The organism is Miltoncostaea marina (assembly GCF_018141525.1).
Taxonomy (GTDB): domain Bacteria; phylum Actinomycetota; class Thermoleophilia; order Miltoncostaeales; family Miltoncostaeaceae; genus Miltoncostaea; species Miltoncostaea marina.
Map to the genome: position 1 here is coordinate 1,036,467 of NZ_CP064655.1, position 25,055 is coordinate 1,061,521.

Consider the following 25,055-nt stretch of genomic DNA (forward strand, 5'->3'; position numbering starts at 1 on the left):
GGCCGTCGTGCTCGTGGGCGGGGAGGGGCGGCGGCTGCGCCCGCTGACCGACACCCGCCCCAAGCCGATGATGCGGCTGGTCGACCGGCCGTTCGTGGCGCACCAGCTGGACCTGCTGCGCCGCCACGGCGTGCGGGACGTGATCTTCTCCTGCGGCTACCGCCCGGACGCGCTGCGCGCCCACTTCGGCGACGGCGCGTCCTCCGGCGTGCGCCTGCGCTACGTGGTCGACCCCGAGCCGCTCGGCACCGCGGGCGCGATCGGCAACGCCGCAGGCCTGATCGACGACGAGCCGTTCCTCGTGCTGAACGGCGACATCCTCACCGACCTCGACATCGGCGGGCTGCGCGAGGACCACGCCCGCAGCGGCGCGACGGCGACGGTGGTGCTGACGCCGGTCGAGGACCCGAGCGCGTTCGGCCTCGTGCGCCTGCACGACGACCGGTCGGTGGAGGAGTTCGTCGAGAAGCCGGCGCAGGAGGACCTGCGCCCGGGCGAGCCGTTCCGCATCAACGCCGGCACCTACCTGCTCGACCCCGGCGTGCTTGAGCGCATCCCGGCCGGGCGCGCCTGCTCGATCGAGCGCGAGGTGTTCCCGGCGCTCGCCGGCGACGGCGTGCTCTACGGCCACCCGAGCGACGCATACTGGCGGGACATCGGCACGCCGGCGTCCTACCTGGCCGCGCACCACGACGTGCTGCGCGGCGCGCTGCGCACCGAGTCGCCGGCCGGCGGCGCCTACGTCGCCCCCGGCGCGGCGGTCGACCCGGCCGCCGAGCTCGACGCGCTCGCCTGCGTCGGCCGCGACGCCCGGGTCGGGCCCGGCGCCCGCCTGGTGTCGTGCGTGGTCGGCGAGCGCTCGGTCGTCGGCGCGGGCGCCGTGCTCGACCGCTGCATCGTGGGCGACGACGTGACGGTCGCCGACGGCGCGCGGATCGGCCCCGGCGCCGTGCTGGGCGACGGCGCGCGGGTGCCGGGCGGCGCCGTCGTGGAGGCCGGGGCCACGGTGCCCACCGGCGGCTCCGCGTGACGAGGGCCCGTCTGAGGTAGCCTGGTCCGGTGTTCGGACTCGACGGACCGGCCGCGCTCGCCGGCGACAGCATGGGCCTGATCCGCGGCCTCGACGACTCGCCCGTCGCGATGGACGAGGCCCGGGCCGCCGCGGAGGCGGTCGAGATCTTCTTCCCGCCCGAGGCGATCACCGACGTGGTGATCTGCGGCATGGGCGGCTCGGCGATCGCCGGCGACCTGCTGGTGTCGGCCTATCGCGACCGCCTGCGCCGCCCGGTGACCGTGGTGCGCGACTACTACCTGCCGGGCTGGGTCGGCGAGCACACCCTCGTGGTCCTCTGCTCGTACTCGGGCGGCACGGAGGAGACGCTCACGCTCGCCTCGCAGGCGCTCGAGCGCGAGTCGCTGTGCGTCGCGATCAGCGGCGGCGGCAAGCTGGCCTCCCACTACGCCTCCGAGGGCGTCCCGGTCGTGCCGGTGAAGGGCGGCCTGCAGCCGCGCATGGCGCTGCTGCGGATGCTCGTGCCGCTCGCGGTGCTCTTCGAGCGCCTCGGCGTCTCGCCGCCGCTCGCCGCCGACATCGACGAGGCGCGCGGCACGGTCGCGGCCGCGGTCGCCACGCTCGGGCCCGACATCCCCGAGCCCATGAACCCGGCCAAGCAGCTCGCCCGCGCGCTGACCCGCTCCGTGCCGCTCATCTGGGGGGCCGAGTCGACCGCCGGCGTGGCGTTGCGCTGGAAGGACCAGTTCAACGAGAACGCCAACCTGCCGGCCTTCGTGTCGCTGCTGCCCGAGATGGACCACAACGAGATCGTGGGCTTCGCGGGCATGCCCGCCGACCTCAGCGGGCTGGTCAAGCTGATCGCCCTGCGCGACGAGCGGCAGCACCGCCAGGTGCAGCGGCGCTTCGACTTCACCCAGGAGCTGCTCGAGCCGCAGGTCGGGCCCGCGCTGTCGATCACCGGCGAGGGCGCGAGCCCGCTGGCGCGCATGCTGGACCTGGTGATGCTGGGCGACTACGCCTCGCTCTACCTCGCGCTGCTGCGCGCGGTCGACCCGGGCCCGGTCGAGATGATCGACCGCCTCAAGGACCGGCTCGCGTCGACCGGCTACGGGAGGGCCCAGGGCTGACCGGCGCCGCGCCGCCGCCGGGCGACGCCGCCGCACCCGGGCTGGCGCCCCTCGACGTCATCCGCCTCGTCGACGGCGCGGTGGAGATGATCGACCAGACGCGCCTGCCCGCGGAGGAGGCGACGCTGCGGTGCGAGACGCCGCAGGAGGTGGTCGAGGCGATCCGGCGCCTGGCCATCCGCGGCGCGCCCGCCATCGGCATCGCGGGGGCGATGGGCGTGGCCCTCGCCGCCGCGCGCGCCGCGGCCGCCGCCGGCGACGAGGCGGCCTTCCGGGCCCGGGTCGCGGCCGACGCCGCCGCGCTCCGCGCCGCCCGGCCGACGGCGGTCAACCTCGCCTGGGCGGTCGACGCCCAGACCGCGCTGCTCGACGGGCACCCCGGCCCGCCCGCCGCGGCGGCCGCCGCGCTCGCGGACGCGGCCCGGCGCATCCACGACGACGAGGTCGAGCGCTGCCGGCGCATCGGCGAGCACGCGCGCGCCCTGCTCACCCGCGGGGCGCGCATCATGACCCACTGCAACGCCGGGGCCCTGGCGACCGGCGGCTACGGGACCGCCCTCGGCGTGGTGCGCGCCGCCCACGCCGCCGACCCCTCGGTGCGCGTCGTGGTCCCCGAGACCCGGCCGCTGCTGCAGGGCAGCCGCCTCACGGCGTGGGAGCTCGGGCGCGAGGGGATCGCGCACACGCTCATCACCGACTCGATGGCCGCCGCCACCATGGCCGCGGGCGCCGTCTCGCACCTGGTCGTGGGCGCCGACCGCATCGCCGCCAACGGCGACGTCGCCAACAAGATCGGCACCTACGGGCTCGCCCTGCTCGCCCGGGAGCACGGCATCCCGGTGATCGTGGCCGCCCCCACCACGACGGTCGACCCGGCGACGCCGACGGGCGCCGGCATCCCCATCGAGGAGCGCGCCGCCGACGAGGTGCGCGGCATCGCCCTCCACGGCCGGCCCGCCGCCCCCGCCGACGCCCGGGTGGCCAACCCGGCGTTCGACGTCACCCCGGCGCGGCTCGTCAGCGCGATCGTCACCGAGCTCGGCGTGCACCGCCCCCCATACGAACGTTCATTGCACGCGGCGGCCCCGCGCGGCGCAATGGGGCGGTGAACGCCCCACCCCGACACCGGAGCCGTCCGTGCGCCTGCGCCGCCCCCTGATCACCGTCACCGCCGCCGTCCCCGCGCTGGTCGCGGCCCTGGCGATCCCCGCCGTCGCCGCGACGCCCGCGCCGAAGCCGCCCGCCCCGAAGGCGGGCGCGTGGACCCACGTGACGGTCCAGCGCGGCTACGACCTGGCCTTCCGGGTGGCCGGCGGCAGGGTCACGAAGGTCGTCGCCAACGTGCTCGAGGACTGCACCGGCGAAACCGTCTCCCGCGTCGCCACCTTCGCGCCCGACGCGAGCTACCCGGTGAAGGGCGGGCGCTTCGGCCGCAAGACCGTCGAGCGGTTCGACGGCCTGACCGCCCGCATCGACTTCCGCGGCCGCTTCACCAGCCGCACCCGGGCGACCGGCACGCTGAAGATGGAGACGATCGTCGCCGGCTCGGTCTGCACCACGTACACGCTCAGGTGGACGGCCCGGCGCAGGTAGCCGGCGCCTGAGCGCCCCGCCCCTGGGGGCGGGGGGGCGGGGCGACGTGCCCGGATGGACCCCGGCCCCGGTCCGAGCGGCGCGGCCACGCGCGGCGGCCGTGCCGGCCGACGTCCGAATGGACCTCGACGCCGGTCCGATCGGCGCGAGCCCGGGTTCGCGCGCCTCCCCGCCCCGGCGTGCATCCAAGTGGACCTCGACGCCGGGTCCAATCGGACCGCACCGGCCACGGCCGCCCGGGCAGGGACGCCGCGGGTCGCGCCGAGTGCATGCGCCGGGTGGACCCCCGACGCCGGGGCCGATCGGCCGGCACCGGCGACGGTGGGGTGGGCACGGGCCCGGCGGGATGCGCCAAGTGGACCTCGACGCCGGGTCCAATTGGACCGCACCGGCGACGAGGCGGTGGGCACGACCGCCGGGGGCACGGGCGCGGCGGGACGCGCCAAGTGGACCTCGACGCCGCGGCCGATCGGACCGGGCGCGCCCGCGCGCCGCCGTCACGGGCGCCGGCGCGGGGTCGTGACGGGGTCGGCGTGGAGCGGGCGCCCTCGGTGACGGCGGCGGCCCTACGGTCGGGGGGTGGGCCTCGACGCGATCCTCGACGTGCTGCTGCCGCCCTCATGCGGTGCGTGCGGGTTGCCGGGGGCGGCGGTCTGCGCGGCGTGCCGGTCGGCGCTGACCCCGCCCGCGCCGCCGCTCTGCGGTGGCTGCGGGGCGCAGGTGGGGGTGCCGGTCGAGCGCTGCCCGGCGTGCCGCGGGTGGCTGGCCGGCGCGCGGCAGGCGGTGCGCTACGAGGGCCCGGCCCCGGCGCTGGTGGCGGCCCTGAAGGACGGTCGGCGCCGCGGCCTGGCGCCGGCGCTCGCGGCGATCGTCGTGGCCGAGGTGCCGCCGCCGCCGGCGGGGGCGGCGCTGGTGCCGGTGCCGCTCGGGCCGCGGCGGGCGCGGGAGCGGGGGTTCAACCAGGCGCTGCTGCTGGCGCAGGCGCTGGGGCGCGCCTGGGGCCTGCCGGTCGCGCAGGCGCTCCGGCGCGCGCGGGAGGGCCCGCCGCAGCGCGGCGCCCGCGCGTCGGCGCGCGGGCGCCAGGCGGCGGGCGCCTTCGCGGCCGGCGGGCGCGATCCCGTGCCGCCGCTGGCGTGGCTGGTGGACGACGTCCACACGACGGGCGCGACGCTCGCGGACTGCGCGCGGGCGCTACGGTCCGCGGGCGCGCGCGAGGTGGGCGCCGTCTGCTTCGCACGGGTGCCGCCGGGTGGCTGAGCGCGCGATCCCGGTCGATACCATCCGTACATCCGGTCACGACGACGCGAGGAGGCCACCGTGCAGCTTCAGGTCAAGGGGAAGGGGCTGTCCGTCACGGATGCGCTCTTCGATCACGCCGAGCAGAAGCTCGACCGGCTGACCCGGATCCTGCCTCCCTGGGACGACGCCACGACCGTCGAGCTCGAGCTGTCGACGTCGCGCGACTCCCGCATCGGCCGCGCGCAGATCGCCGAGGTGACGGTGCGCACCAAGGGCGCGGTGCTGCGCGTGCGCGAGGCGGCCGACGACATGTACGCGGCGATCGACCAGGCGTCGCGCAAGCTCGAGCGCCAGGCCCGCAAGTACCGCGAGCGGCGCAAGGACCACTCCGGCCGGGCGCCGCTCGACGAGGTGCCCGCGCTCATCGAGCAGCAGATGCCGGGGGCGGCGGCCGAGGAGGCCGAGGTGCCCGCGCCGGCCGAGGGCGACGGCGGCGCGGCGGCCGAGGAGGAGCGCCTGCCGCGGCTGGTCAAGAGCAAGAGCTTCGTCATCACGGCCATGTCGGCCGAGGACGCGGCGCTGCACATGGACATGGTCGACCACGACTTCTACGTCTTCCGCAACGAGCGGGACGGCCAGGTCAACGTCGTCTACCGCCGCCGCGACGGCGACTACGGGCTGATCGAGCCCGGCGCCTGAGCCGCCCGCCGGGCGCCCGGGTGCCGCCCCTGCGGCGCCCGGGCGCCGCGGGGGCCTGCGCTACCATGGGCGCCGTCGTGCCCACAACCACGCGAGCGTGCGCATGAGCACCGATCTGATCAACAAGGTCCTGCGCGTCGGCGAGGGCCGCGCGATGAAGGCGCTGCACACGCAGGCGGCCCGCATCGGCGAGCTCGAGCCGTCGATGGAGGCGCTCTCCGACGACGAGCTGCGCGCCAAGTCGGAGGAGTTCCGCGCCCGGCTGGCGGACGGCGCGACGGTCGACGAGCTGCTGACCGAGGCGTTCGCGACCGTACGGGAGGCGGGCCGGCGGGTGCTCGGCATGCGCCTCTACGACGTGCAGCTGATCGGCGCGATGACGCTCAACCAGGGCAAGGTCGCCGAGATGAAGACCGGCGAGGGCAAGACCTTCGCCGCCGTCCCGGCGGTCTACCTCAACGCGCTCACCGGGCGCGGGGTGCACGTGGTCACGGTCAACGACTACCTGGCGCAGCGCGACGCCGACTGGATGCGCCCCCTCTACGAGTTCCTCGGCGTGAACGTGGGCGTGATCCGCTCGATGATGCCGGAGGCCGACCGGCGCGCCTCGTACGCGGCCGACATCACGTACGGCACCAACGCCGAGTTCGGCTTCGACTACCTGCGCGACAACATGGCGGTGCGCCTGTCGGACTGCGTGCAGCGCGGCCACTACTTCTGCATCGTGGACGAGGTCGACTCGATCCTCATCGACGAGGCCCGCACGCCGCTGATCATCTCCGGCGTGCCCGAGGCGGCCACGGACACGTACTACCGCTTCGCGCGCATCGTCCCCACCCTGAAGGCCGGCGTCGACTACGACGTGGACGAGAAGCACCGCGCCGCGTCGCCCACCGAGAGCGGCGTGGAGAAGGTCGAGAAGGCGCTCGGCATCGAGAACCTCTACCTCGACGTCAACGGCAACCTGGTCAACCACCTGATCCAGGCGCTGAAGGCGCACGCGCTCTACAGGAAGGACAAGGAGTACATCGTCCGCGACGGCGAGCTGCTGATCGTCGACGAGTTCACCGGGCGCGTGCTCGAGGGCCGCCGCTACTCGGAGGGCCTGCACCAGGCCCTCGAGGCCAAGGAGGGGCTGCGGATCCGCGAGGAGAACCAGACGCTCGCCACGATCACGCTGCAGAACTACTTCCGCATGTACGAGAAGCTCTCGGGCATGACGGGCACGGCGGCCACCGAGGCCAACGAGTTCGCGAAGATCTACAAGACCGACGTCGTCTCGATCCCGACCCACCGGCCGATGATCCGGGTCGACGAGAACGACTTCATCTTCAAGACCAAGGACGCGAAGTTCCGCGCCGTCGTCGAGGACATCGCCGAGGCCCACGAGCGCGGCCAGCCGGTTCTCGTCGGCACGATCTCGGTCGAGATCTCCGAGATGCTCTCCGGGATGCTCACCCGGCGGGGCGTGCCGCACAACGTGCTGAACGCGAAGAACCACGCCCGCGAGGCCGAGATCATCGCCCACGCCGGCCAGCAGGGCGCGGTCACGATCGCCACCAACATGGCCGGCCGCGGGGTCGACATCAAGCTCGGCGAGGGCGTCGCCGACCTCGGCGGGCTCTACATCGTGGGCACGGAGCGCCACGAGAGCCGCCGCATCGACAACCAGCTGCGCGGCCGCTCGGGCCGTCAGGGCGACCCCGGCCGCTCGCGCTTCTACCTGTCCGCCGAGGACGACCTGATCCGCATCTTCTCCGGCGACCGCATCTACAAGATCCTCGACCGGCTGGGGCCCGGCGACGACCTGCCGATCGAGGCGAAGATGCTCTCGAAGACGGTGGAGGGCGCGCAGAAGAAGGTCGAGGAGCAGAACTTCAACATCCGCAAGCGCGTCCTCGACTACGACGACGTGCTGAACAAGCAGCGCGAGGTGATCTATTCGGAGCGCCGCCGGGTGCTCGAGGGGGAGGACCTCGGCGAGCAGGCCCGCGACTGGATCGCGGAGACGCTCGTGAGCCAGGTCGACGAGTTCGGCGACGAGGAGTCGCTGCCCGCCGACTGGGACATCGAGGCGCTGTTCGCGTCGCTCGGCCAGTACTACCCGATGGGCTTCACGGTCGACGACATCCGCGCCGACCTCGAGGACGAGGAGGAGCCGCTCACGCGCGAGGAGCTGCTCGACAAGCTCGAGGACGACATCATGGAGGCGTACGACCGGCGCGAGGCCGACCTCGGCGCCGAGCTGGTGCGCGACCTGGAGCGCTGGGTGCTGCTCCAGCTGATCGACCAGCACTGGCGCGAGCACCTCTACAACATGGACTACCTGCGCGAGGGCATCCACCTGCGCGCGCTGGGCCAGAAGGACCCGCTCTCCGAGTACCGCCTCGAGGGCCACTCCATGTTCGACGAGATGATGTCGACCGTGAAGAGCGAGTTCGTGCGCTACATGTTCCACATCGAGGTAGACCGGGCGCCGGAGGCCGAGGAGCAGCGGGTCGCCGACGTCGGCTACACCTACCAGGACGACCCGATCCAGGGCTTCGACGCGGCGGCCGAGGAGGAGCAGGTCGCGGCCGAGCCCGAGGAGCGCGGCCCCGCCGTCGCGGTCGTGGAGCAGCGCGTGCTGAGCGAGGCGGACAAGGTGGGCCGCAACGACCCGTGCCCCTGCGGGTCGGGCAAGAAGTACAAGCGCTGCCACGGCGCGTGAGCGCCGCGGCCGGCCGCTGACGCCGCCCCCGGTCGCCGCATGAGCACCGACGGCACCCAGCTCTCGCTCGACGACCTCGTGCAGCGCGCGACGCGCCTGCGCGAGCGCGCGGGCGTGCTCGGCGACTACCTCGACCCGCCCGCCCTCGAGCGCCGGGTGGCCGAGCTGGAGGAGCGCATGGGCGCGCCCGGGTTCTGGGACGACCAGGCCGCCGCGGCGCGCACCTCGTCCGAGCACTCGGCGGCGTCCGGCCGGCTGGCGCAGTACCGCGAGCTCGACGAGGAGGTGGCCTCGCTCGCCGAGATGGCCGACCTGCTGCGCGAGGAGGAGCGCGCCGGCGAGGTCGACGCCGACATGCTGGCCGAGCTGGCCGACGGCCTCGACCGCGCCGACGGGGTGCTGGCCGGCCTCGAGGAGGCGCGCCTGTTCTCCGGCGACCACGACGCCGGCGACGCGGTGGTGACGATCAACGCGGGCGAGGGCGGCACCGACGCCCAGGACTGGGCCGAGATGCTGCTGCGGATGTACCTGCGCTGGACCGAGTCGCGCGGCCTGAAGGCCGAGATCAAGGAGATCCAGGAGGGCGCCGAGGCCGGCATCAAGTCGGTCACGCTCACGGTCGCCGGCCAGAACGCCTACGGGTTGATGTCGGCCGAGCGGGGCGTGCACCGGCTCGTGCGCCTGTCGCCGTTCGATTCGGCCAACCGGCGCCAGACGTCGTTCGCGGCGGTCGACGTGGCGCCGCTGGTCAGCGACGCGGTCGAGGTCGAGATCCTCGACAAGGACCTGAAGATCGACACCTACCGGGCGAGCGGCGCCGGCGGCCAGCACGTCAACAAGACCGACTCGGCCGTTCGGATCACCCACCTGCCCACGAAGATCGTCGTGCAGTGCCAGAACGAGCGCTCGCAGACCCAGAACCGGGCGACGGCGATGGCGCTGCTCAAGTCGCGCCTCGTGCAGCTCGAGCTGGAGAAGCGCGAGGCCGAGGCCGCCAGGAGCCGGGGCGAGAGCCAGAGCATCGGCTTCGGATCGCAGATCCGCTCGTACGTGATCCACCCGTACACGATGGTCAAGGACCTCCGCACCGGCCACGAGACCGGCAACGCCCAGGGGGTGCTCGACGGCGACCTCGACGGCTTCATCCGGGCCGAGCTCGAGCGCCGCGCCCGGGGCGGCGCGCCCGCGGTGGCGGACGACGGCGAGGGGGCGGGGAAGGAATGACCACCGTCCCGTCGAACCCCCATCGAGCCGGTGTCGGCGGCGGTTTGCGGCGACTTCGGCGGATTGACCCGCCCGGGAGCACCGGCTACCCTCCGCAGGCTCACGGGACGGCGACATCCGCCGATGGCGTCCCAGACGGCGAGGTCCACCTCGCCGCCCGTCCCGTCAGCCGCTCGCCGGTCACCACGCCATGAGCACAGACGCCCCCACGACACCCTCCGCGCCCGACACGCCGCCGCGCCGTTCCCGCGAGCGCGACCGCTCGCGCCGCCGCGCCGGCGAGGGCGTGACGCGCGCCGACCGCCGCACCATGCTGCGGCCCGGCGACGGGCCGATGGTCATCCTCGACGGCGTGTCGAAGGCGTACACCACCGACGCGATCGGCCTCGACGACGTCTCGCTCTCCATCGAGAGCGGCGAGTTCGTCTTCCTCGTCGGCCCGTCCGGCTCCGGCAAGTCGACGTTCATCCGGCTGCTCATCAAGGAGTTCGAGCCCACCGCGGGGTCGATCACCGTCGGCGGGCGCAACCTGCAGCGGCTGCGCCGCTCGAAGGTGCCGTACCTGCGGCGCTCGATCGGCTGCGTCTTCCAGGACTTCAAGCTGCTCGCGGGCCGGACCGTCTACGAGAACGTGGCCTACGCCCTCGAGGTGATCGGCGAGAACCCGCGGGCGATCCGTCGCAAGGTGCCCGAGATCCTCGCCCTGGTGGGCCTGTCGGAGAAGGCCGACCGCTATCCCAACGAGCTGTCGGGCGGCGAGCAGCAGCGCGTGTCGATCGCGCGCGCGTTCGTCAACCACCCGCGCCTGCTGATCGCCGACGAGCCGACCGGCAACCTCGACCCCGAGACGTCGATCGGCATCATGCAGCTGCTCTACCGGATCAACCGCACCGGCACGACGGTGATCATGGCGACGCACGACCGCGAGATGGTCGACAAGATGCAGATGCGGGTGATCGCGCTCGAGAACGGCAAGGTCGTGCGCGACCAGCGCCAGGCGAGCTACGCCCGCGCCGACTCCTAGCCGATGAACCCGCGCTTCTTCCTGGCAGAGGCCGTGCGGTCGATCCGCGCCAACGCCGCCGTCTCGATCGCGGCGACGGTCACGGTGCTCATCGCCGTGTTCATCCTCGGGGCCTTCATCCCGTCGTTCCTCTACGTGCAGTCGACGGTCGACTCCCAGAAGGACCGCATCGACGTCGACGTCTTCATCTCCGACTCGGCGACGGTCCAGCAGGTCGAGAGCCTGCGCGGTGAGCTGGAGGGCCTGCAGAGCCGGGGCGCGATCGAGTCGTTCACCTACGTCTCGAAGGAGGAGGCGCTCGAGATCATGCGCGAGCGCCTGAAGGACCCCTCCATCCTCGAGGACCTCGCCGGCAACCCGCTGCCGGCCAAGTTCAACGTGCAGCCCAGCGACCCGGAGCAGGCCGACACGATCATCGCGGCCGTGGGCGAGAGCCCGGCGCTCGACCCCGAGCAGGGGATCTCCTACGGCAAGGAGACCGCCGACAAGCTGCTCTCGGTCGCCCGGTTCATCCAGTGGGCCGGCCTGGGGCTCATCTCGATCCTGCTCGTGGCCTCGGTCCTGCTGATCGGCAACACCATCCGGCTGTCGATCTTCGCCCGCCGGCGCGAGGTCGAGGTGATGAAGCTCGTCGGCGCCACCAACTGGTTCATCCGCTGGCCCTTCGTCATCGAGGGCATCATCTGCGGGCTGGTCGGGGCGGCCCTGTCGGTGATGCTGCTGTGGGCCGTGAAGGTCGGCATCGTGGACGCCTGGATCGCCGACGCCGACAGCGCGCTGACGCGCGACGAGGCCACCACGATCGGCTTCCCGCTGCTCGGCATGGTGCTGATCCTCGCCGGGGCGCTGGTGGGCGCGCTCGGCAGCGGCATCACGCTGCGCCGCTTCCTCAAGGTCTGACGGCCGCCCGCCGCAGCCCGTGAGCGCGCGCCGGATCCTCGTGGCGCTCGCCGCGGTCCTGGCGACGCTCGTCGTGTTCGTGGCCGGCGTGGTCGTGGGCGGCCACGCCCAGGCCACCGGGCTCACCCGCCTCTCCGACCCGCTGCGCTCGCTGCTGCTGGGCGACAGCGGCCAGGACCTGCCCTCGCAGGTGCTCGGCGTGCTGCGCGACGACTACTACCGCGACGTCGACGTGGAGCGGCTGGAGCGCGCCTCGGCCGACGCGATCGTGAAGGCGCTCGACGACCCCTACACCGCCTACCTCGACCCCGACGAGCTGCGGGCCCTGCGCGAGCACAACGAGGGCGCGTACTACGGCGTCGGCCTCGGGGTGGCCCAGCGCGACGCGCAGATCGTGGTCACGCGGGTCTTCCCGGAGAGCCCGGCCTCGCGCGCCGACGTCCGCGCCGGCGACCGGCTTGTGGCGGTCGAGGGCGAGCCGGTCGGCGACCGGACGCTCGAGGCCGTCGTCTCGCGCATCCGCGGCCCCGAGGGCACCACGGTGCGGATCGGCGTGGCCACCGGCGACGGCCCCACGCGCACGCTGCGGCTGGAGCGGGCCCGCATCACGGTGCCCGCGGTCGAGGCGCGGGCCGAGGCGGTGGCGGGTACCACCGTGGGCTACATGGCCCTCTCACAGTTCACCCGCGGCGCGTCCGGCGACCTGCGCGACAGCGTCCGCGCCCTGCGCGACCGGGGCGCGGAGGCGCTCGTGCTCGACCTGCGCGGCGATCCCGGCGGCCTGGTCAGCGAGGCCGTGGGCGTGGCCGGCGTCTTCCTGCCGGACGACTCGCCCGTGGTCCGCACCGAGGGTCGCAACTCGCCCGCGCGCACCTTCCGCACCGAGGGCGACCCCGCGGCGGGCGACCTGCCGCTGGTGGTGCTCGTCAACCGTGGCAGCGCCAGCGCGAGCGAGATCGTGGCGGGCGCGCTGCGCGACGCCGACCGCGCGCAGATCGTCGGCGAGCGCACCTTCGGCAAGGCGCTCGTGCAGAGCACGGTGCCGCTGCGCGACGGCGGCGCGCTCAAGCTCACCACCGCCCGCTACGTGACGCCCGACGGCTTCGACCTTGCCGCGCGCGGCCTGCCGCCCGACGTGCGCGTGGTCGACGACCCCGTCACCCCGCCCGACGAGGCGCTGCGGCGGGCGCTCGCCGTGGCGGCGGACGCGGCGTGAGCCGGGGCGGCGGCCAGACGCAGGTGCTGGTGGCCGAGGTCGTGCCGTCGGGGCGCGGCGCGGCGGCCGCGCCGGCCTTCGAGGCCGCCCCGCGCATCCCGCTCGTGAAGTCGGCCCGGGGCGAGGCCCGCATCGGCGACCTCGTCACGGTCACCGTGCGCGGGCGCGGGGCCCGCGTCACCGCCGTCCACGGCCCGGCCGGCTCGCCGCGGGCCGCGCTGCGCGCCCTGCTGGTGGCGGAGGGGCTGGACCGGCCGTTCCCGCGGGCCGCCCTCGAGGAGGCCGAGGCGGCCGACCCGGCGGCCGTGCCCGCCGACCGCGGCCGGCGCGACATGCGCGACCAGCGGGTGATCACGATCGACCCCGAGGGCGCCAAGGACCACGACGACGCGATCGCCGTGGCGCCCGAGCCGGGCGGGGGCGTCCGGCTGTGGGTGCACATCGCCGACGTGTCGCGCTTCGTCCCGGCCGGCGGCGAGCTCGACCGCGAGGCGGCCCGCCGCGGCAACTCTGTCTACGTGCCCGGCAGCGTGGTGCCGATGCTGCCGCCGCGCCTGTCGACCGACCTCTGCAGCCTGCGCCCGGACGAGGACCGCGCGGCGGTGACCGCCGAGATGGTGGTCGGGCCCGACGGCGAGGTGGGGGAGGCGCGCTTCGGCCGCTCGATGATCCGCTCCGACCGCCGCCTGACCTACGGCGAGGTCGACCACGTGCTCGGCGGCGGCGGGCTCGGCGACGCGACCCTCGAGGGCGAGATCCGGCTCGCCGCCGAGGCCGCCCGCCGGCTGCTCGAGGTGCGCCGTCGCCGCGGCGCCCTGGAGGCCCACTCGGGCGAGCCGGTCGTGACCTTCGCCGGCGACCGGGTGGCCTCCATGCGCATCGAGGCCCAGACCCCGGCCCACTCGCTGGTGGAGGAGTGCATGATCGCCGCCAACGAGGCGGTCGCGCGCTACCTGATCGCGCGCAACCGGGCCACGGTCTTCCGCCACCACGAGGACCCGTCGGGCAGCCGCATCGAGCTGCTCTACGCCCAGCTCGACGAGCTCGACGTGGCCACCCCGCCGCTGCCCGACGGCCCCCTGCCCGGCACGGCGCGGCGCGCCGCCGCGGCCGCCGCCGCCGGCGCCGTGGCGCGGCACCTCGCGGCCGGCGGCCGCGGCGGCGACGCGCTGTGGGCGCTTGTGCTGCGCTCGCTGCGCCAGGCCTACTACTCGGCGTCCGAGGTCGGCCACTCCGGCCTCGCCAGCGCGGCCTACCTGCACTTCACCTCGCCCATCCGGCGCTACCCCGACCTGCTCGTGCACCGGGCGCTGCTCGACGCGCTCGGCGTGGGCGACCCGGCACCGGGGCCGGCTGAGCTCGACGCCGCGGCCGACCACTGCTCGGACACCGAGCGGGCCGCCGCGGTGGTGGAGCGCCGGGCGGACGACATCTGCGCCGCGTTCCTGCTGATGGAGGTGCTGGCCGGGCGCGGCTGGGACGAGCCGGTCGAGGCGCGGGTCACGGGGCTCATCGACGCCGGCCTGTTCCTCACCTTCGACGAGGTGTTCACCGGCTTCCTGCCCTCGCGGCGGCTGGAGGACGATCACTACCGGGCCGACCCGCTGGGCGTGGCGCTGATCGGCCAGGGCACCGGCCGGCGGATCCGCCTGGGCGACACCCTCGGGGTGCGCGTGGCGCGGGTGCAGCCGCTGCGCGGGCGCATCGAGCTGGAGCCCCAGGGCACGCCGATCGCGCGGCGGACGCCGTCGTCGCGCGAGCGCCGCCGCAGGGCCGCCGCCCGCGGACGCTGAGCCGGCGGCGCGCGCGGCCGCTACCATCGCCGGTCCATGGCCGCCAAGACGAAGAAGCAGCGCGCGAAGGGGGACGACCGCTACCGGGACGTCGCCCAGAACCGGCGGGCGCTCCACGAGTACGCCATCACGGACCGCTACGAGGCGGGCATCGTGCTGCAGGGCAGCGAGGTGAAGGGCATCCGCGAGGGCGGCGCCACGATCTCGGACGCCTACGTGCAGATCCGAGACGGCGAGGCGTGGCTCGTGGGCGCCCACTTCTCCGACTACGCCAACGCCGGCTACGCCGGGCACGACCCGCGCCGCACGCGCAAGCTGCTGCTGCACCGGCGCGAGATCGAGCGCATCGCCCAGGCGCTGTCCGAGAAGGGGCTCTCGGTGGTGCCGCTGCGGCTCTACTTCAAGGCCGGGCGCGCCAAGCTCGAGCTGGGCCTCGGCCGCGGCAAGACGCTCTACGACAAGCGGCGCTCGATCGCCGAGCGCGACGCGAGGCGCGACGCCGAGCGCGCCATCCGGGCCGCCCGCCGCTGACGCGTCCCGGGGGCGGGCGCAGGTGTCAGCCGCGCGCCGACCAGGGCGTGACGGGCCGCCGCTGCAGCTCGCCGTCGATCGTCGCGTCGGTGCGCCCGTCGAAGGCGCAGCGCATGCCGCGGATGGATGCCACCTCGCGCCGCGGCCCGTCGTCGAGTCCACGCCAGGGCCGGGACGAGCCCCTCCGGCGTCAGCGCCGACCAGCAGCGCGCGGAGCCCGTGTGGGCGCGGCCGGTGGTGAGGCCGTCCATCGGCTCGGCGGTCACGACCACGTGGCGCGAGGTGTCGAGCAGGTCCACGCGGTGGAAGGGGTCGCGCAGGTGCACGTGCACCCGCTCCTCCCCCCACCGCTCGTCCATGGCGCCCACTCCAGGCGGACGAGCCCGGCGAGCTCCGCGGGCGCCTCCGGCGGCGGGTCCGGGTGGCCCCAGGCGGCGTCGCGGCCCTCCGCGCCGCCGGCGCGCACGGTGGAGCGCTGCTCGTCGCCACGGCGGCGCGATCCCGTCACGCGGCGCCCCGCCTCGAGCTCGGCCGGCACTCCGCGCGGGGTGGCGGGGAGCGTCCCCGACTCGTGCAGCACCCACGCCCGCCGGCTGTCGACGACGGGCTCGGCGCCGAGCCGCGCCCGCACCCAGCGCGGCGAGCGCTCCAGGGAGAGCCCGCCCGCCGCCGGCGGCGTGGAGCTGAGCGTCCCGTTCAACCGCCGGCCGAAGGGCCCGTATGCCGCGGCACGCATCCTGCCGGGTGCCGGCCGATCGTCCATCCGCGGCCGCGCCGTGTCGAGCGCCCCGTGGGGCTACCGGTCCTCGGCCACCAGCACGTGGATGCCGACGGCGCCGTGCGCGCCGAGCGTCGAGATCTTCTCGATGTCCGAGGTGCGGCTCGGCCCCGACACCAGCGACACCGCGCTCGGCGGCCGCCGGCCGGCGGCGTAGGTCTCGGCGAGCGCCTCCGCCAGGCTCCAGCGGATGCGCGAGGCGAGCAGCACCGGCAGGTGGAACATGCTCACCGCGTCGATCGAGCGCCCGTGCAGCGGGGCCGCCTCCAGCACGAGCGTCCCGCGCTCGGCGACGGCGAGGGCGGGCACGGTGACGCCCATCGTGCGGAAGGGGCCGTCCAGGCCGAGCAGGTCGCGCCACCCCTTGCCGCGGCCGTCGGGCCAGGCGAGCACCTCCACGCCGGCCCCCTCCAGCGCGGCGGGCAGGCCCAGCTCCTCCAGCACGGGGTCGCCGGCGATCAGGGCGCGGGCGACGCCCCACTCGCGGGCCTGCGCCACGGCCGCCGCGGCCACCTCGCCGCCGGGGTGGGCCGCGCCGCTGCCGCGGCGGCGGGTGATCCCCTCGATCACCCCCTCGATGAGCGCCGCTACCGAGGTGGCCACTGCGTCGGCAGGTCGCGCTGGTCGGTCCACGGCGCGCCGGGGCCCGGCAGCCGGCGCGCCCAGCCGCGGCGGCCGACCAGGCGCAGGGCGAGCCGGGCCGCGCGCCGCTGCAGGCCGTAGGCGACCGGGTGCCGCCAGGTCGCGCTCCACAGCCGGAACAGCATGCGGTCGCGCCGGTGCTCGGGCGTGGTGACCGCCGAGCGCACCTTCACCAGCAGGTCGTGCAGGGGGATGCCCGCCGGGCACGCCTCGTGGCAGGCGCCGCACAGCGAGGAGAGGAACGGCAGCTCGCTGGAGCGCCGGCCCTTCACCCCCTCCAGCAGCGGGGTGAGCACCGCGCCGATCGGGCCCGAGTAGGGCGAGCCGTAGGCCTGCCCGCCCACGCTGCGCCACATGGGGCAGGAGTACAGGCAGGCGCCACAGCGGATGCAGTCGAGGATCTCCTCGAACTGCGTGCCCCGCAGCGCCGAGCGCCCGTCGTCGAGGATCAGCAGGTGCAGCTCCTCCGGGCCGTCGGCCTCGTCGTCGGCGCGCGGCCCGGTGATGAGGTTGAGGTAGGTCGACGCCGTGTCGCCGATCGCCGCCATCGGGAGGATCTGCAGGATGTGGGCGGCCTCGTCCCACGTCTCGACGACCCGCTCCATGCCCATCACGGCCACGTGGATGCGCGGCAGTCCGGTCACGAGGCGCCCGTTGCCCTCGTTCTCGACCACGCACACCGTGCCGGTCTCGGCCACGGCGAGGTTCACCCCCGAGATGCCGATGTCGGCCGCGGCGAAGACCTCGCGCAGCCGCACCCGGGCGTGGGCGACCAGCGCCTCGCGGTCCGCCGGCAGCTCCTGGCCGCTCTCCTGCATGAACAGCTCGCGCACCTGGGTCGTGTTGAGGTGCACGGCCGGGGCGATGATGTGGCTCGGGTGCTCGCCGGCGAGCTGCAGGATCCACTCGCCGAGGTCGGTCTCGACCACCCGCAGGCCGGCCTGCTCGAGGGCCTCGTTGAGCTTGATCTCCTCGGTGGCCATCGACTTCGACTTGGCGAGCACGGTGGCGCCGCGCGCGGCGGCCAGGTCGGTGATGTAGCGGCACGCCGCCTCGGCGTCGGCCACCCGGGCGACCGTCCCGCCGGCCGCCGCGACCCGCTCCTCGAGCCGGTCGAGCAGGGCGGGCAGGTTGCGCACGCTGCGCCGGCGGATCTCCCGCGTGCGCAGGCGCATCTCGGCGAAGGGCTGCTCGGCGCCGATGCGCGCCCGGCCCGCGGCCCAGCTGGCGGCCGCCGTGCGCAGGTTGCCGCCCAGCTCGTCGTCGGCCAGCGCGGCGCGGGTGCGCTCGCGCAGGGGCTCGCTCGCCTCCGGGTAGGCGACGTGCGGCCGCCCCCGGGCCGGGCCGTCGCTCACTCGGCCAGCACCTCGGCCAGGTGGCGCACCCGCAGCGGGATGCCGCAGCGGCGCGCCCGGCCCGCGATGTGCATGAGGCACGACAGGTCGCACGCCACCAGCTCGTCGGCCCCCGCCGCCGCGGCGTTGCGGGCCTTCTCCTCGCCCAGGCGCCCGGAGACCTCGGGGAAGTTGACGCTGAACGTGCCGCCGAAGCCGCAGCAGACGTCGGTCTGGCCCATCTCGCGTAGCTCCAGGCCCTCCACGCCGGCGATCACGGCGCGCGGGCTCTCCCGCTCGCCCAGCAGCCGCAGCATGTGGCAGGAGTCGTGGTAGGTGACCGACCCCGAGCCCGTCGGCTTCGGCCGCAGGCCGTGGGCGGCGAGGAACTGGCTGAGCTCGCTCGTGCGCTCGGCCATCTCGCGGGCCTCGGCCTCCTCCGGCCGGCCGGCGAACAGGTCGGCGTAGCCGTGGCGGATCATGGCTGCGCACGAGCCGGAGGGCACCACGATCGGGTCGTCGCCGCGGAAGGCGCGCATCGCCTGGCGCGCGACCGGGCGCGCCTGGTCGGGGTGGCCCGAGCTCCAGCCCGGCTGGCCGCAGCAGGTCTGCCGGCGCGGCACGACCACCTCGACGCCCGCGCGCTCCAGCACGGCGCGCGCCGCGGCCGCCACGGACGGCGCGATCATGTCCGACAGGCACGTCCGCATGAGCATGGCGCGCATCGGGTGATCGTAGCGGCGGGCGGTGCTACCTTGTGGAGGACAGACGGGCCCGATCCAGTTTCGACGGAGCGGAACCGCAACGGTAAGCGAGCCGCGGACCCGGAGGACCGCGTCAACAACCGGGAACCAACGGAGCTGCGGAGTCTTCTCCCAAGCTCGCTCTCGCTGCCTAAACAGCAGTAGATGAGAGCCATCGGCCTCCCTTCGGGTCGTGAGGGAGATCACCGGTGTCAGCCAGCGACCCTGGCTCGGCGGCAACGGCACTCGGCCGCCGGGTGAGATCGCAGGAGCGCCTGGCGGGGGTGCGGTCGGTCGACGGTGACGCCCCCCGTGAGATCCTCACCGCCGACTGCGCTCGGAGAAGCCGTTGGGGGAACGCTTTCGGACGCCGGGGCAGTGCCGGCCGGGTCCACTGCGGAAGGTCGTACCGGGGGTCGGAGCCAACGCTCCGGCCCCCGGTCTCGTTGAGGGAGGCATGCGATGTCGAAGGCGTTCGTGAACGAGGACGCGGCCGGCGGCGACGCGTCCGGGCGCCTGCCCGCGCGCCCGGCGGATCCCCAGCCCATCACGCCGCGCGGGCTGGCGGAGCTGCGCGAGGAGCTGGCCGAGCTCGACGGCTCCAGCCGGCGGGCGCACGTGCTCGAGCAGATCCTCGAGACCGTCGAGGTGCGCGAGCCGGAGCTCGAGGACGGCCGCGCCGGCTTCGGCTGCGTGGTCGACGTGGAGCGCGGCACGGGCGCGCTTCGCCGCTACGAGCTCGCCGGCCCCGACGAGGCCGACCCGCGGGCGGGCCGGATCAGCGTCGCCTCGCCGCTCGGCGAGGCCCTCAGCGGACGCCGCGCCGGCGACGTCGTCGCGTTCGCGGCGCCGGCGGGGGAGGAGCGGATCCGCGTGCTCGAGGTATCGCTGCCCGGCGACGGCCGGTAGGCCGGCTCCCCGCCCGGCCGTCGCCGTCGCGTCGGGCGGTGATCGCCGGCACGGTCAGCCGGCGGCCGCCCACGCGGCGCGGCGCCGGTCGGCCTCGCCGCGGCGCCGGAGCCACCCGTGGAGCAGGACCGCCGCGAGCGCGACCTCGACGAGGTCGCCGCCGTAGTACATGAGCTGCGCCCCGGCCTGGAGCTCGGCGGCCTCGTGGGGCGTACCGGCCGGCCAGCCGTGTGCGTACATGAGCTTCGCCAGCACCGCGTGCAGGGCGGCCGCGGCCACGAGCGCCCCGGCACGCACCGCCGTGGACGGCCGCCGCGCGACCGGGTCGGAGCCGATCAGCGCCCAGGTGAGCAGGCAGCCGGCGGCCAGCACGTGGAGGTGGACGAGCGCGTGGAGCGGGGCGCTCGTGAGCGTCGCCGCGTAGAGCGGCGTGAGGTAGAGCAGGACGAGGCCGCCCATGTCGAGCACGACCGCGGTCGCCGGATGGGTGACGCGGTGGGACCAGCCGCTGCGCAGCAGCGGCGCGACGCGCCGGCGGGCGCGGCGCGGGGCCGAGCGGATCGCGAGGGTCAGCGGCGCGCCGAGCACCAGCAGCACGGGCGCGGCCATCCCCACCACGATGTGCTGCGCGGCGTGGACCCGGAAGTCGGCGCCGGCGCGCGCGTCGACGGCCGGCGACAGCGCGGCCGCCAGCAGCGCCGTGCCCGCGAGGAAGGTCGAGACGCGCCATGCGGGCCAGGCCCGCCCCGCCGCCCGCCGCCGGCCCGCCGCGACGACGTAGGCGATGGCCGCCGCCGCGAGCCCCAGCAGGGGGAGCGCCCCGATGAGGGCGCCGGGGCCGGCGTGGAGGGCGGGCGCCACCCGTCAGGCCCGGGCGGCCGCCGCCCCGCGGGCCCGCACCAGCAGCACGATCCCGATCACCAGCAGCACCGCCCCGCCCGCGTTCCAGGCCACGTCGTAGGGCGCGATGTCGACCTCGTAGCGGATCTGGTGGGTGCGCAGGACCTTGTGGTCGATGATCCCGTCCCAGAGCTGGAAGCCGCCGAGACCGAGGAACGCGCCGGCGCGCGCGTGCGCGGCGTCGAGGGTCCCCCGCCGGCGCATGTCGGCGTGCAGGAAGAATCCCGCCACCAGCACCATCAGCTCCGCCGCGTGCAGCGCGCCGTCGGAGACCAGCGACACCTCGGGCGTCGAGCGGTCGTAGAAGTGGTGCCAGTGCAGCAGCTGGTGGAAGACGATCTCGTCGATCGCCGCCATCAGGCCCGCCCCGATGGCGGCCCACACCCAGAGGGAGCGGGTGGTCTCGCGCCCGGGCGGCGCGGCGTGGTCGACGGTCGCGATGGCGTCGCCCTACCCGCGGGCGCCCGGGGGTGAACCGGGCGCATGCGGCATATGCTCGACGCGGATGCAGGGGGCGCCGCAGCCGGCCGCAGGCTCCCGCCCGCCGGGCGGGGATCGCCTGCTGGCCGAGCTGCGCCGCGCGCTCGACGAGGGCCGGATCGACCGCGACGACCTCGAGCGCCTGATCGCGGCCGCCGGCCCGCCGGCCGGGCGCCCGCGGGCGACGCGCGTGCTGGAGGCGCTCGGCGCCGCAGTCGTCGCGCTGGGCGCCGCGCTCGCGTACGCGACCGCCTTCGCCGACATGCCGGACGCCGCCCAGCTCCTGACGCCGTTCGCCTTCCCCGCGGCGGCGTTCGCCGCGTTCGCGCTGCTGGCGCGCCGCGGGCGACCCGCGTGGGAGCTCGAGGTGGCGGCGTGCACGGCCCTCGCCGCCCTCGCCGTCGCGATCGCCGCCGCGTGGGCCGGCGCCGACCATGTGGCGCCCGACCGCTGGGCGGCCGGCGGATCGCTGGTCGTCGCGGTGGCCGCGGCCGCGCTCGCCCGGCGGCCGCCGGGCCTGGCGGCGGGGGCCGTGGGTCTCGCCATGGCCGCGATCGCCGGCGCGGACGCCCTGGCCTCCGTGGCCGGGCTCGAGGGCGCCGGCTTCGCCTGGCTGCAGCTCGGCCTGGGCGCGGCGGCGCTCGCGGCGGGCGCGGCGGCACTGGCCCGGCGCCCCCGGCTCGCCGGGCTGCTGCTGGGCGCCGGCGTGGTGCTGGTGGCCGTCGGGGCGCTGATCGGGGTGGTCGGCGACGGCGGGGACGTCGAGGGCCTCGGCGGGTGGCACGTCCTCCTGTCGCTGACGGTCGCGGCGGCGGTCGTGCTGGCCGCCACCCTGCGCATGCCCGCGCTGCTCGCGGCGGCCGCCGGCGCCGGCCTGCTCTGGCTCATGCTCGTGATCCCGGTCGCGGGCGGCAGCGCCGGCTGGGCGCTCGCGGTGGTCGCCATGGGGGCGGGCCTCGCGCTGCTCGGCGTGCTCGCGGCGCGCCTGGGGGATCGCCGGCGGTGAGGCCCGCGGCGCCCGGGGCGCCGCGCTGTCATGCTCGGCCCGTGAGCGACGATCGCCGCGAGACGGGCCCCGCGGGTCCGCCGCCCGCCCTTGCCGAGGCCCGCTGCGCGGACTGCGGGCGCCCGATCGCGCGCCGCGCGGACGGCCGCTGGGCGCACCGCGCGCGCGGGGTCGTGGCCGCGTGCGACCTCGACGCCGACCACCCGGCGGTGCCGGAGGGGGCGCCGCCGCCGCAGGGCGCCTGAGCCCGCCGCCGGGCGCCTCACGACCCTCAGCCCCGGGCGCCGGCGCCCTCGAGGAAGAGCGTGGTGACCGACGCGGCGGCGTCCTCCACGCCGGCGCCCTCCCCGGCGATCCGCAGCCCGGCGCGCAGGAGGCCGCCCCACATCTGGAGCAGCCACTCGGCCGGGACGTCCGCGCGCAACGCACCCTCGGCCTGCCCGCGCTGCACCAGCCGTCGCAGGGGCGCCCCGATGCGCTCCGCGGCCGCCTCGTCGACGGGTCCCGCCGCGCCGTTCAGCACCGCGTAGCGGGAACCCACCGACAGCAGCGCGCGGGCCGCGCGCGCGACGGCCTCCTCGCACGGCACGGCGTCGAGGTGGGAGTCGTCCAGGCGCCGGCCGGCCTCGGCGAGCGCGGCGACCGCCATCCGCTCGAGCAGCGCCTCGCGGTTGGGGAAGGTGCGGTAGAGGGTCGCCCGGCTCACGCCGGCGGCGGCCGCGATCTCGGCCATGCTCGCCTGCGGCCGGGCGGCCAGCACGTCGGCGGCCACCTCGAGGAGCAGCTCCTCCGAGCGGGCGTGCAGCGGGCGGGGGGCGGCGGCGGAGGCCATCGGCCGGCCGAGACTAGCCGCTTGCGCATGAGACATCAATGTCTCAGAATGCGCCGTCGCTATTTCATCAACCTCTGGAGTGCCCGTGTTCCGACGCATCGGCGCGATCGTCGCCGCGCATCCGTGGCGCGTCATCGCCGTCTGGGTCCTGGCCTTCGCGCTCGTCGTGCCCTTCGCGCCGACGCTCGCCGACGTCAGCAACTCCGACCAGACCAGCTTCCTGCCCGCAGACCGCGAGTCCGTCCAGGCGCAGGAGGTCGCGGACGAGCACTTCCCGGACGCCTCCGGGGCCACGTCGGTGCTTGTGGTCGACCGCGCCGACGGCGGGCCCCTCACCGCCGCGGACCGCGCGAGGGTGGGCGCGCTGGCCGAGCGCCTGGCCGGGGCGGGCATCCCGGCCGTGACCGGCGCGGTCACCGGCGCCGAGCAGGTGGCGCCCGACGGCACGGTGCAGCTCGTGCACGTGGCGTTCGACGGGCTCGCCACCGACGATCCGGTGACGGAGGCCGTCGCGGAGGTGCGCGACGAGGTCGCCGCCGCCCTGAGCGGCGGCGGGCTGCGCTCCCAGCTCGGGGGCGAGGCCGCCACGGTGGTCGACACCGAGGAGGCCTTCAGCTCGGCCGAGGCCATCACGGGCGTCGCGACCGTCGTGCTGATCCTGCTGCTGGTGGGCGTCATCTTCCGCAGCCCGGTCGCGGCGCTGCTGCCGATCGTCACGATCGGCCTGGTGTTCGCCCTGGCCACCTCGCTCGTCGCCCTGCTCGCCGACGCGACCGGCTTCGAGGTCGATGCGTCGCTCACCTCGCTGCTGATCGTGGTCCTGTTCGGCATCGGGACCGACTACATCCTGTTCCTGCTCTTCCGCTACCGGGAGCGGCTGCGCGCCGGCGAGGAAGGCCGACCGGCGATCGCCGCCGCGGTGCACCGGGTGGGCGAGGCGATCGCCTCGTCGGCGCTCGTCGTGATCGTCGCCTTCCTCGCGCTGATGCTCTCCGACCTCGGCTCGTTCGAGAGCATGGCGCCGGGCCTCGCGATCTCGGTGACGGTCATGCTGCTGGCGAGCGTCACCCTCATCCCGGCGGTGGTCGCGCTCGTGGGCCCGCGCGTCTTCTGGCCCTCGAAGGCCTGGCGCACCGCGCCCGACGGGCCGTTCTTCCGCCGGGTGGGCGGGCTCATCCGCCGCCGCCCCGGCCGGGTGGCCCTGGCCTCGGGCGGCGTGCTGGTGGCGCTCGCCGCGGGGTCGCTGCTCTACACGGCCGACTACGACACGAGCTCGTCGCTGCCGAGCGACACGGAGTCGTCGCAGGCGTTCGCGACCCTGCGCGGCGCGTTCCCGGCCGGCGCGCTCAACCCGACCGAGGTCTACCTGTCGGGCGGCCGTGCGGCGGCGCGGGCCGGCGACCTGGCGGCCCGGCTCGGGCGGGTCCCCGGCGTCGCGGACGTCAACACCCCGGTGGTGAGCGCCGACGGCCAGGTGGCGCGGGTCAGCGTGCTGCTGGCCGATCCGGCGGCCTCCGACGCGGCGATGGACGCGGTCGAGGGGCCGGTGCGCGCGGCGGCGCACGACTTCGCCGGCCCGGGCGAACGGGCGCTCGTGGGCGGCACCACCTCGGCCCACGTCGACGTGCGCGAGGCGGTGGAGCGCGACATGTCGGTCGTGTTCCCGGTCGCCGCGCTGCTCATCGCCGTGATCCTCGGGCTGCTGCTGCGCAGCCTCGTCGCGCCGCTCGTGCTGCTCGGGGCGGTGGCGCTCGGCTTCGCCGCGACGCTCGGCGCGGGGGTCGCCATCTTCCAGGGCGCCGCCGGCCAGCCGGGGCTGCTCTTCATGCTGCCGATCATGCTCTACCTGTTCGTGATCGCGATCGGCACGGACTACAACATCCTCATGACCGCGCGCCTGCGCGAGGAGGTCACGCAGGGCCTCGACCGCCGCGCCGCCGCCGACATGGCGGTGGAGCACGCGGGGCCGGCGGTGGCCTCGGCCGGCGTGATCCTCGCCGGTACCTTCGCCTCGCTATCGCTCACCGGCGTGGGCCTGCTCGTGCAGATGGGCTCGGCCATCGCGCTCGGCGTGATGATCGTGGCGCTGCTGATGGCCTGCCTGCTGGTGCCGAGCATCGCGGCCCTGGCCGGCCACTGGTTCTGGTGGCCGGGGCACCGCGACGCGCCGGCGGCCGAGCCGGGCGGGCCCGCCGCGGAGGCGCGGCTGGAGCCGGCCGCCGACTAGGCCGCGGGACCCGGGGCGGGCGGTCGCCGGTTTCGGCGCCGGCCCGCCCGGGGATCCCCCGGCGGACCCCGAGAACGGAGAGCACATGGGCACGATGGTCCGGCGCGCCCTCATCCTGGCAGCGCCCTTCCTC

Annotated in this window: 24 protein-coding genes and 1 other RNA gene; 18 read left to right on the forward strand and 7 right to left on the reverse strand. The window is 75.8% G+C overall.

Going from position 1 to position 25,055, the window contains the following annotated elements:
* Positions 1 to 7 precede the first annotated feature (7 nt).
* The 13 genes from ITJ85_RS05160 to smpB all read left to right on the forward strand — a co-directional run bounded on the left by ITJ85_RS05160 (position 8) and on the right by smpB (position 15,071).
* Positions 8 to 1,030 (forward strand): nucleotidyltransferase family protein, encoded by a 1,023-nt coding sequence (locus tag ITJ85_RS05160; RefSeq protein WP_217915287.1) that lies wholly within the window; start codon positions 8 to 10, stop codon positions 1,028 to 1,030.
* A gap of 29 nt (positions 1,031 to 1,059) precedes the next feature.
* Positions 1,060 to 2,142, forward strand: a complete 1,083-nt coding sequence (locus ITJ85_RS05165) for a bifunctional phosphoglucose/phosphomannose isomerase (RefSeq protein ID WP_217915288.1) — start codon at positions 1,060 to 1,062, stop codon at positions 2,140 to 2,142.
* Between the two features lie 59 nt (positions 2,143 to 2,201).
* On the forward strand, positions 2,202 to 3,251 hold the full coding sequence (mtnA, locus tag ITJ85_RS05170) for an S-methyl-5-thioribose-1-phosphate isomerase (protein WP_281412239.1): 1,050 nt from the start codon (positions 2,202 to 2,204) through the stop codon (positions 3,249 to 3,251).
* 28 nt (positions 3,252 to 3,279) lie between these two features.
* On the forward strand, positions 3,280 to 3,735 hold the full coding sequence (locus ITJ85_RS05175; protein ID WP_217915290.1) for a hypothetical protein: 456 nt from the start codon (positions 3,280 to 3,282) through the stop codon (positions 3,733 to 3,735).
* A 579-nt stretch (positions 3,736 to 4,314) separates the two neighbouring features.
* Entirely contained in the window at positions 4,315 to 4,992 is a 678-nt protein-coding gene (locus ITJ85_RS05180) for a ComFC family protein (RefSeq protein ID WP_217915291.1), read from the forward strand.
* A gap of 60 nt (positions 4,993 to 5,052) precedes the next feature.
* Positions 5,053 to 5,673, forward strand: a complete 621-nt coding sequence (gene hpf, locus ITJ85_RS05185) for a ribosome hibernation-promoting factor, HPF/YfiA family (RefSeq protein ID WP_217915292.1) — start codon at positions 5,053 to 5,055, stop codon at positions 5,671 to 5,673.
* Between the two features lie 103 nt (positions 5,674 to 5,776).
* A complete protein-coding gene (gene secA, locus ITJ85_RS17120) occupies positions 5,777 to 8,383 on the forward strand; it encodes a preprotein translocase subunit SecA (RefSeq protein ID WP_246496324.1) in 2,607 nt (868 codons plus the stop codon).
* 39 nt (positions 8,384 to 8,422) lie between these two features.
* Complete coding sequence (prfB, locus tag ITJ85_RS05195; RefSeq protein WP_217915293.1) at positions 8,423 to 9,607, forward strand: peptide chain release factor 2; 1,185 nt, start codon at positions 8,423 to 8,425, stop codon at positions 9,605 to 9,607.
* 334 nt (positions 9,608 to 9,941) lie between these two features.
* The gene (gene ftsE, locus ITJ85_RS05200) at positions 9,942 to 10,631 is read left to right on the forward strand and encodes a cell division ATP-binding protein FtsE (protein WP_217915933.1); all 690 of its coding nucleotides are present in this window, start codon (positions 9,942 to 9,944) and stop codon (positions 10,629 to 10,631) included.
* A 3-nt stretch (positions 10,632 to 10,634) separates the two neighbouring features.
* The gene (gene ftsX, locus ITJ85_RS05205; protein WP_217915294.1) at positions 10,635 to 11,531 is read left to right on the forward strand and encodes a permease-like cell division protein FtsX; all 897 of its coding nucleotides are present in this window, start codon (positions 10,635 to 10,637) and stop codon (positions 11,529 to 11,531) included.
* A 19-nt stretch (positions 11,532 to 11,550) separates the two neighbouring features.
* Positions 11,551 to 12,747, forward strand: coding sequence for a S41 family peptidase (locus tag ITJ85_RS05210; RefSeq protein ID WP_217915295.1), 1,197 nt, complete (start codon positions 11,551 to 11,553; stop codon positions 12,745 to 12,747).
* Entirely contained in the window at positions 12,744 to 14,540 is a 1,797-nt protein-coding gene (locus ITJ85_RS05215; protein WP_217915296.1) for an RNB domain-containing ribonuclease, read from the forward strand. The genes ITJ85_RS05210 and ITJ85_RS05215 overlap by 4 nt, the downstream gene beginning before the upstream one ends.
* A gap of 36 nt (positions 14,541 to 14,576) precedes the next feature.
* Positions 14,577 to 15,071 (forward strand): SsrA-binding protein SmpB, encoded by a 495-nt coding sequence (smpB, locus tag ITJ85_RS05220; RefSeq protein WP_217915297.1) that lies wholly within the window; start codon positions 14,577 to 14,579, stop codon positions 15,069 to 15,071.
* A 262-nt stretch (positions 15,072 to 15,333) separates the two neighbouring features.
* On the opposite strand, the gene ITJ85_RS05225 is transcribed toward smpB, so the two are convergent.
* From ITJ85_RS05225 to ITJ85_RS05240, 4 genes are all read right to left on the reverse strand, one after another.
* A complete protein-coding gene (locus ITJ85_RS05225; protein ID WP_217915298.1) occupies positions 15,334 to 15,771 on the reverse strand; it encodes a DUF427 domain-containing protein in 438 nt (145 codons plus the stop codon).
* 96 nt (positions 15,772 to 15,867) lie between these two features.
* Entirely contained in the window at positions 15,868 to 16,452 is a 585-nt protein-coding gene (locus ITJ85_RS05230) for an LUD domain-containing protein (RefSeq protein WP_217915299.1), read from the reverse strand.
* Positions 16,437 to 17,846, reverse strand: coding sequence for an LUD domain-containing protein (locus ITJ85_RS05235; RefSeq protein ID WP_217915300.1), 1,410 nt, complete (start codon positions 17,844 to 17,846; stop codon positions 16,437 to 16,439). Before ITJ85_RS05235 ends, ITJ85_RS05230 begins: the two co-directional genes overlap by 16 nt.
* Positions 17,843 to 18,550 carry a (Fe-S)-binding protein gene (locus ITJ85_RS05240; RefSeq protein ID WP_217915301.1) on the reverse strand — a complete coding sequence of 236 codons (708 nt, stop codon included), beginning with the start codon at positions 18,548 to 18,550 and terminating at the stop codon, positions 17,843 to 17,845. The genes ITJ85_RS05235 and ITJ85_RS05240 overlap by 4 nt, the downstream gene beginning before the upstream one ends.
* A 45-nt stretch (positions 18,551 to 18,595) precedes the next feature.
* Here ITJ85_RS05240 and ssrA point away from each other — a divergent pair.
* Positions 18,596 to 18,965, forward strand: a transfer-messenger RNA (tmRNA) gene (gene ssrA / locus ITJ85_RS17595).
* Positions 18,966 to 19,030: 65 nt separating this feature from the next.
* Entirely contained in the window at positions 19,031 to 19,477 is a 447-nt protein-coding gene (locus tag ITJ85_RS05245) for a GreA/GreB family elongation factor (protein WP_217915302.1), read from the forward strand.
* Positions 19,478 to 19,531: 54 nt separating this feature from the next.
* Here ITJ85_RS05245 and ITJ85_RS05250 read toward each other — a convergent pair whose 3' ends face one another.
* Both ITJ85_RS05250 and ITJ85_RS05255 read right to left on the reverse strand, forming a co-directional pair.
* Positions 19,532 to 20,338: a cytochrome c oxidase assembly protein gene (locus tag ITJ85_RS05250; RefSeq protein ID WP_217915303.1), complete on the reverse strand. Its 807-nt coding sequence runs from the start codon at positions 20,336 to 20,338 to the stop codon at positions 19,532 to 19,534.
* A 3-nt stretch (positions 20,339 to 20,341) separates the two neighbouring features.
* The gene (locus ITJ85_RS05255; RefSeq protein WP_217915304.1) at positions 20,342 to 20,761 is read right to left on the reverse strand and encodes a DUF2243 domain-containing protein; all 420 of its coding nucleotides are present in this window, start codon (positions 20,759 to 20,761) and stop codon (positions 20,342 to 20,344) included.
* Between the two features lie 121 nt (positions 20,762 to 20,882).
* Between ITJ85_RS05255 and ITJ85_RS05260 the strand changes: the two genes are divergently transcribed.
* Both ITJ85_RS05260 and ITJ85_RS05265 read left to right on the forward strand, forming a co-directional pair.
* Positions 20,883 to 21,863, forward strand: a complete 981-nt coding sequence (locus ITJ85_RS05260) for a DUF2157 domain-containing protein (RefSeq protein ID WP_217915305.1) — start codon at positions 20,883 to 20,885, stop codon at positions 21,861 to 21,863.
* A 41-nt stretch (positions 21,864 to 21,904) separates the two neighbouring features.
* Complete coding sequence (locus tag ITJ85_RS05265; protein ID WP_217915306.1) at positions 21,905 to 22,108, forward strand: hypothetical protein; 204 nt, start codon at positions 21,905 to 21,907, stop codon at positions 22,106 to 22,108.
* Positions 22,109 to 22,134: 26 nt separating this feature from the next.
* On the opposite strand, the gene ITJ85_RS05270 is transcribed toward ITJ85_RS05265, so the two are convergent.
* Positions 22,135 to 22,695, reverse strand: a complete 561-nt coding sequence (locus ITJ85_RS05270; protein WP_217915307.1) for a TetR family transcriptional regulator — start codon at positions 22,693 to 22,695, stop codon at positions 22,135 to 22,137.
* An 85-nt stretch (positions 22,696 to 22,780) separates the two neighbouring features.
* On the opposite strand from ITJ85_RS05270, the gene ITJ85_RS05275 reads away from it, so the two are divergent.
* Positions 22,781 to 24,922, forward strand: coding sequence for an MMPL family transporter (locus tag ITJ85_RS05275; protein WP_217915308.1), 2,142 nt, complete (start codon positions 22,781 to 22,783; stop codon positions 24,920 to 24,922).
* Positions 24,923 to 25,055: the final 133 nt, after the last annotated feature.

Excerpts from the sequence above, each read along its gene's own strand:
- secA (WP_246496324.1), top strand. The coding sequence starts at position 5,777 with ATGAGCACCGATCTGATCAACAAGGTCCTGCGCGTCGGCGAGGGCCGC.
- prfB (WP_217915293.1), top strand. The coding sequence starts at position 8,423 with ATGAGCACCGACGGCACCCAGCTCTCGCTCGACGACCTCGTGCAGCGC.
- ftsE (WP_217915933.1), top strand. The coding sequence starts at position 9,942 with ATGGTCATCCTCGACGGCGTGTCGAAGGCGTACACCACCGACGCGATC.
- ftsX (WP_217915294.1), top strand. The coding sequence starts at position 10,635 with ATGAACCCGCGCTTCTTCCTGGCAGAGGCCGTGCGGTCGATCCGCGCC.
- smpB (WP_217915297.1), top strand. The coding sequence starts at position 14,577 with ATGGCCGCCAAGACGAAGAAGCAGCGCGCGAAGGGGGACGACCGCTAC.
- ITJ85_RS05240 (WP_217915301.1), bottom strand. The coding sequence starts at position 18,550 with ATGCGCGCCATGCTCATGCGGACGTGCCTGTCGGACATGATCGCGCCG.
- ITJ85_RS05245 (WP_217915302.1), top strand. The coding sequence starts at position 19,031 with ATGTCGAAGGCGTTCGTGAACGAGGACGCGGCCGGCGGCGACGCGTCC.
- ITJ85_RS05260 (WP_217915305.1), top strand. The coding sequence starts at position 20,883 with ATGCAGGGGGCGCCGCAGCCGGCCGCAGGCTCCCGCCCGCCGGGCGGG.
- ITJ85_RS05270 (WP_217915307.1), bottom strand. The coding sequence starts at position 22,695 with ATGGCCTCCGCCGCCGCCCCCCGCCCGCTGCACGCCCGCTCGGAGGAG.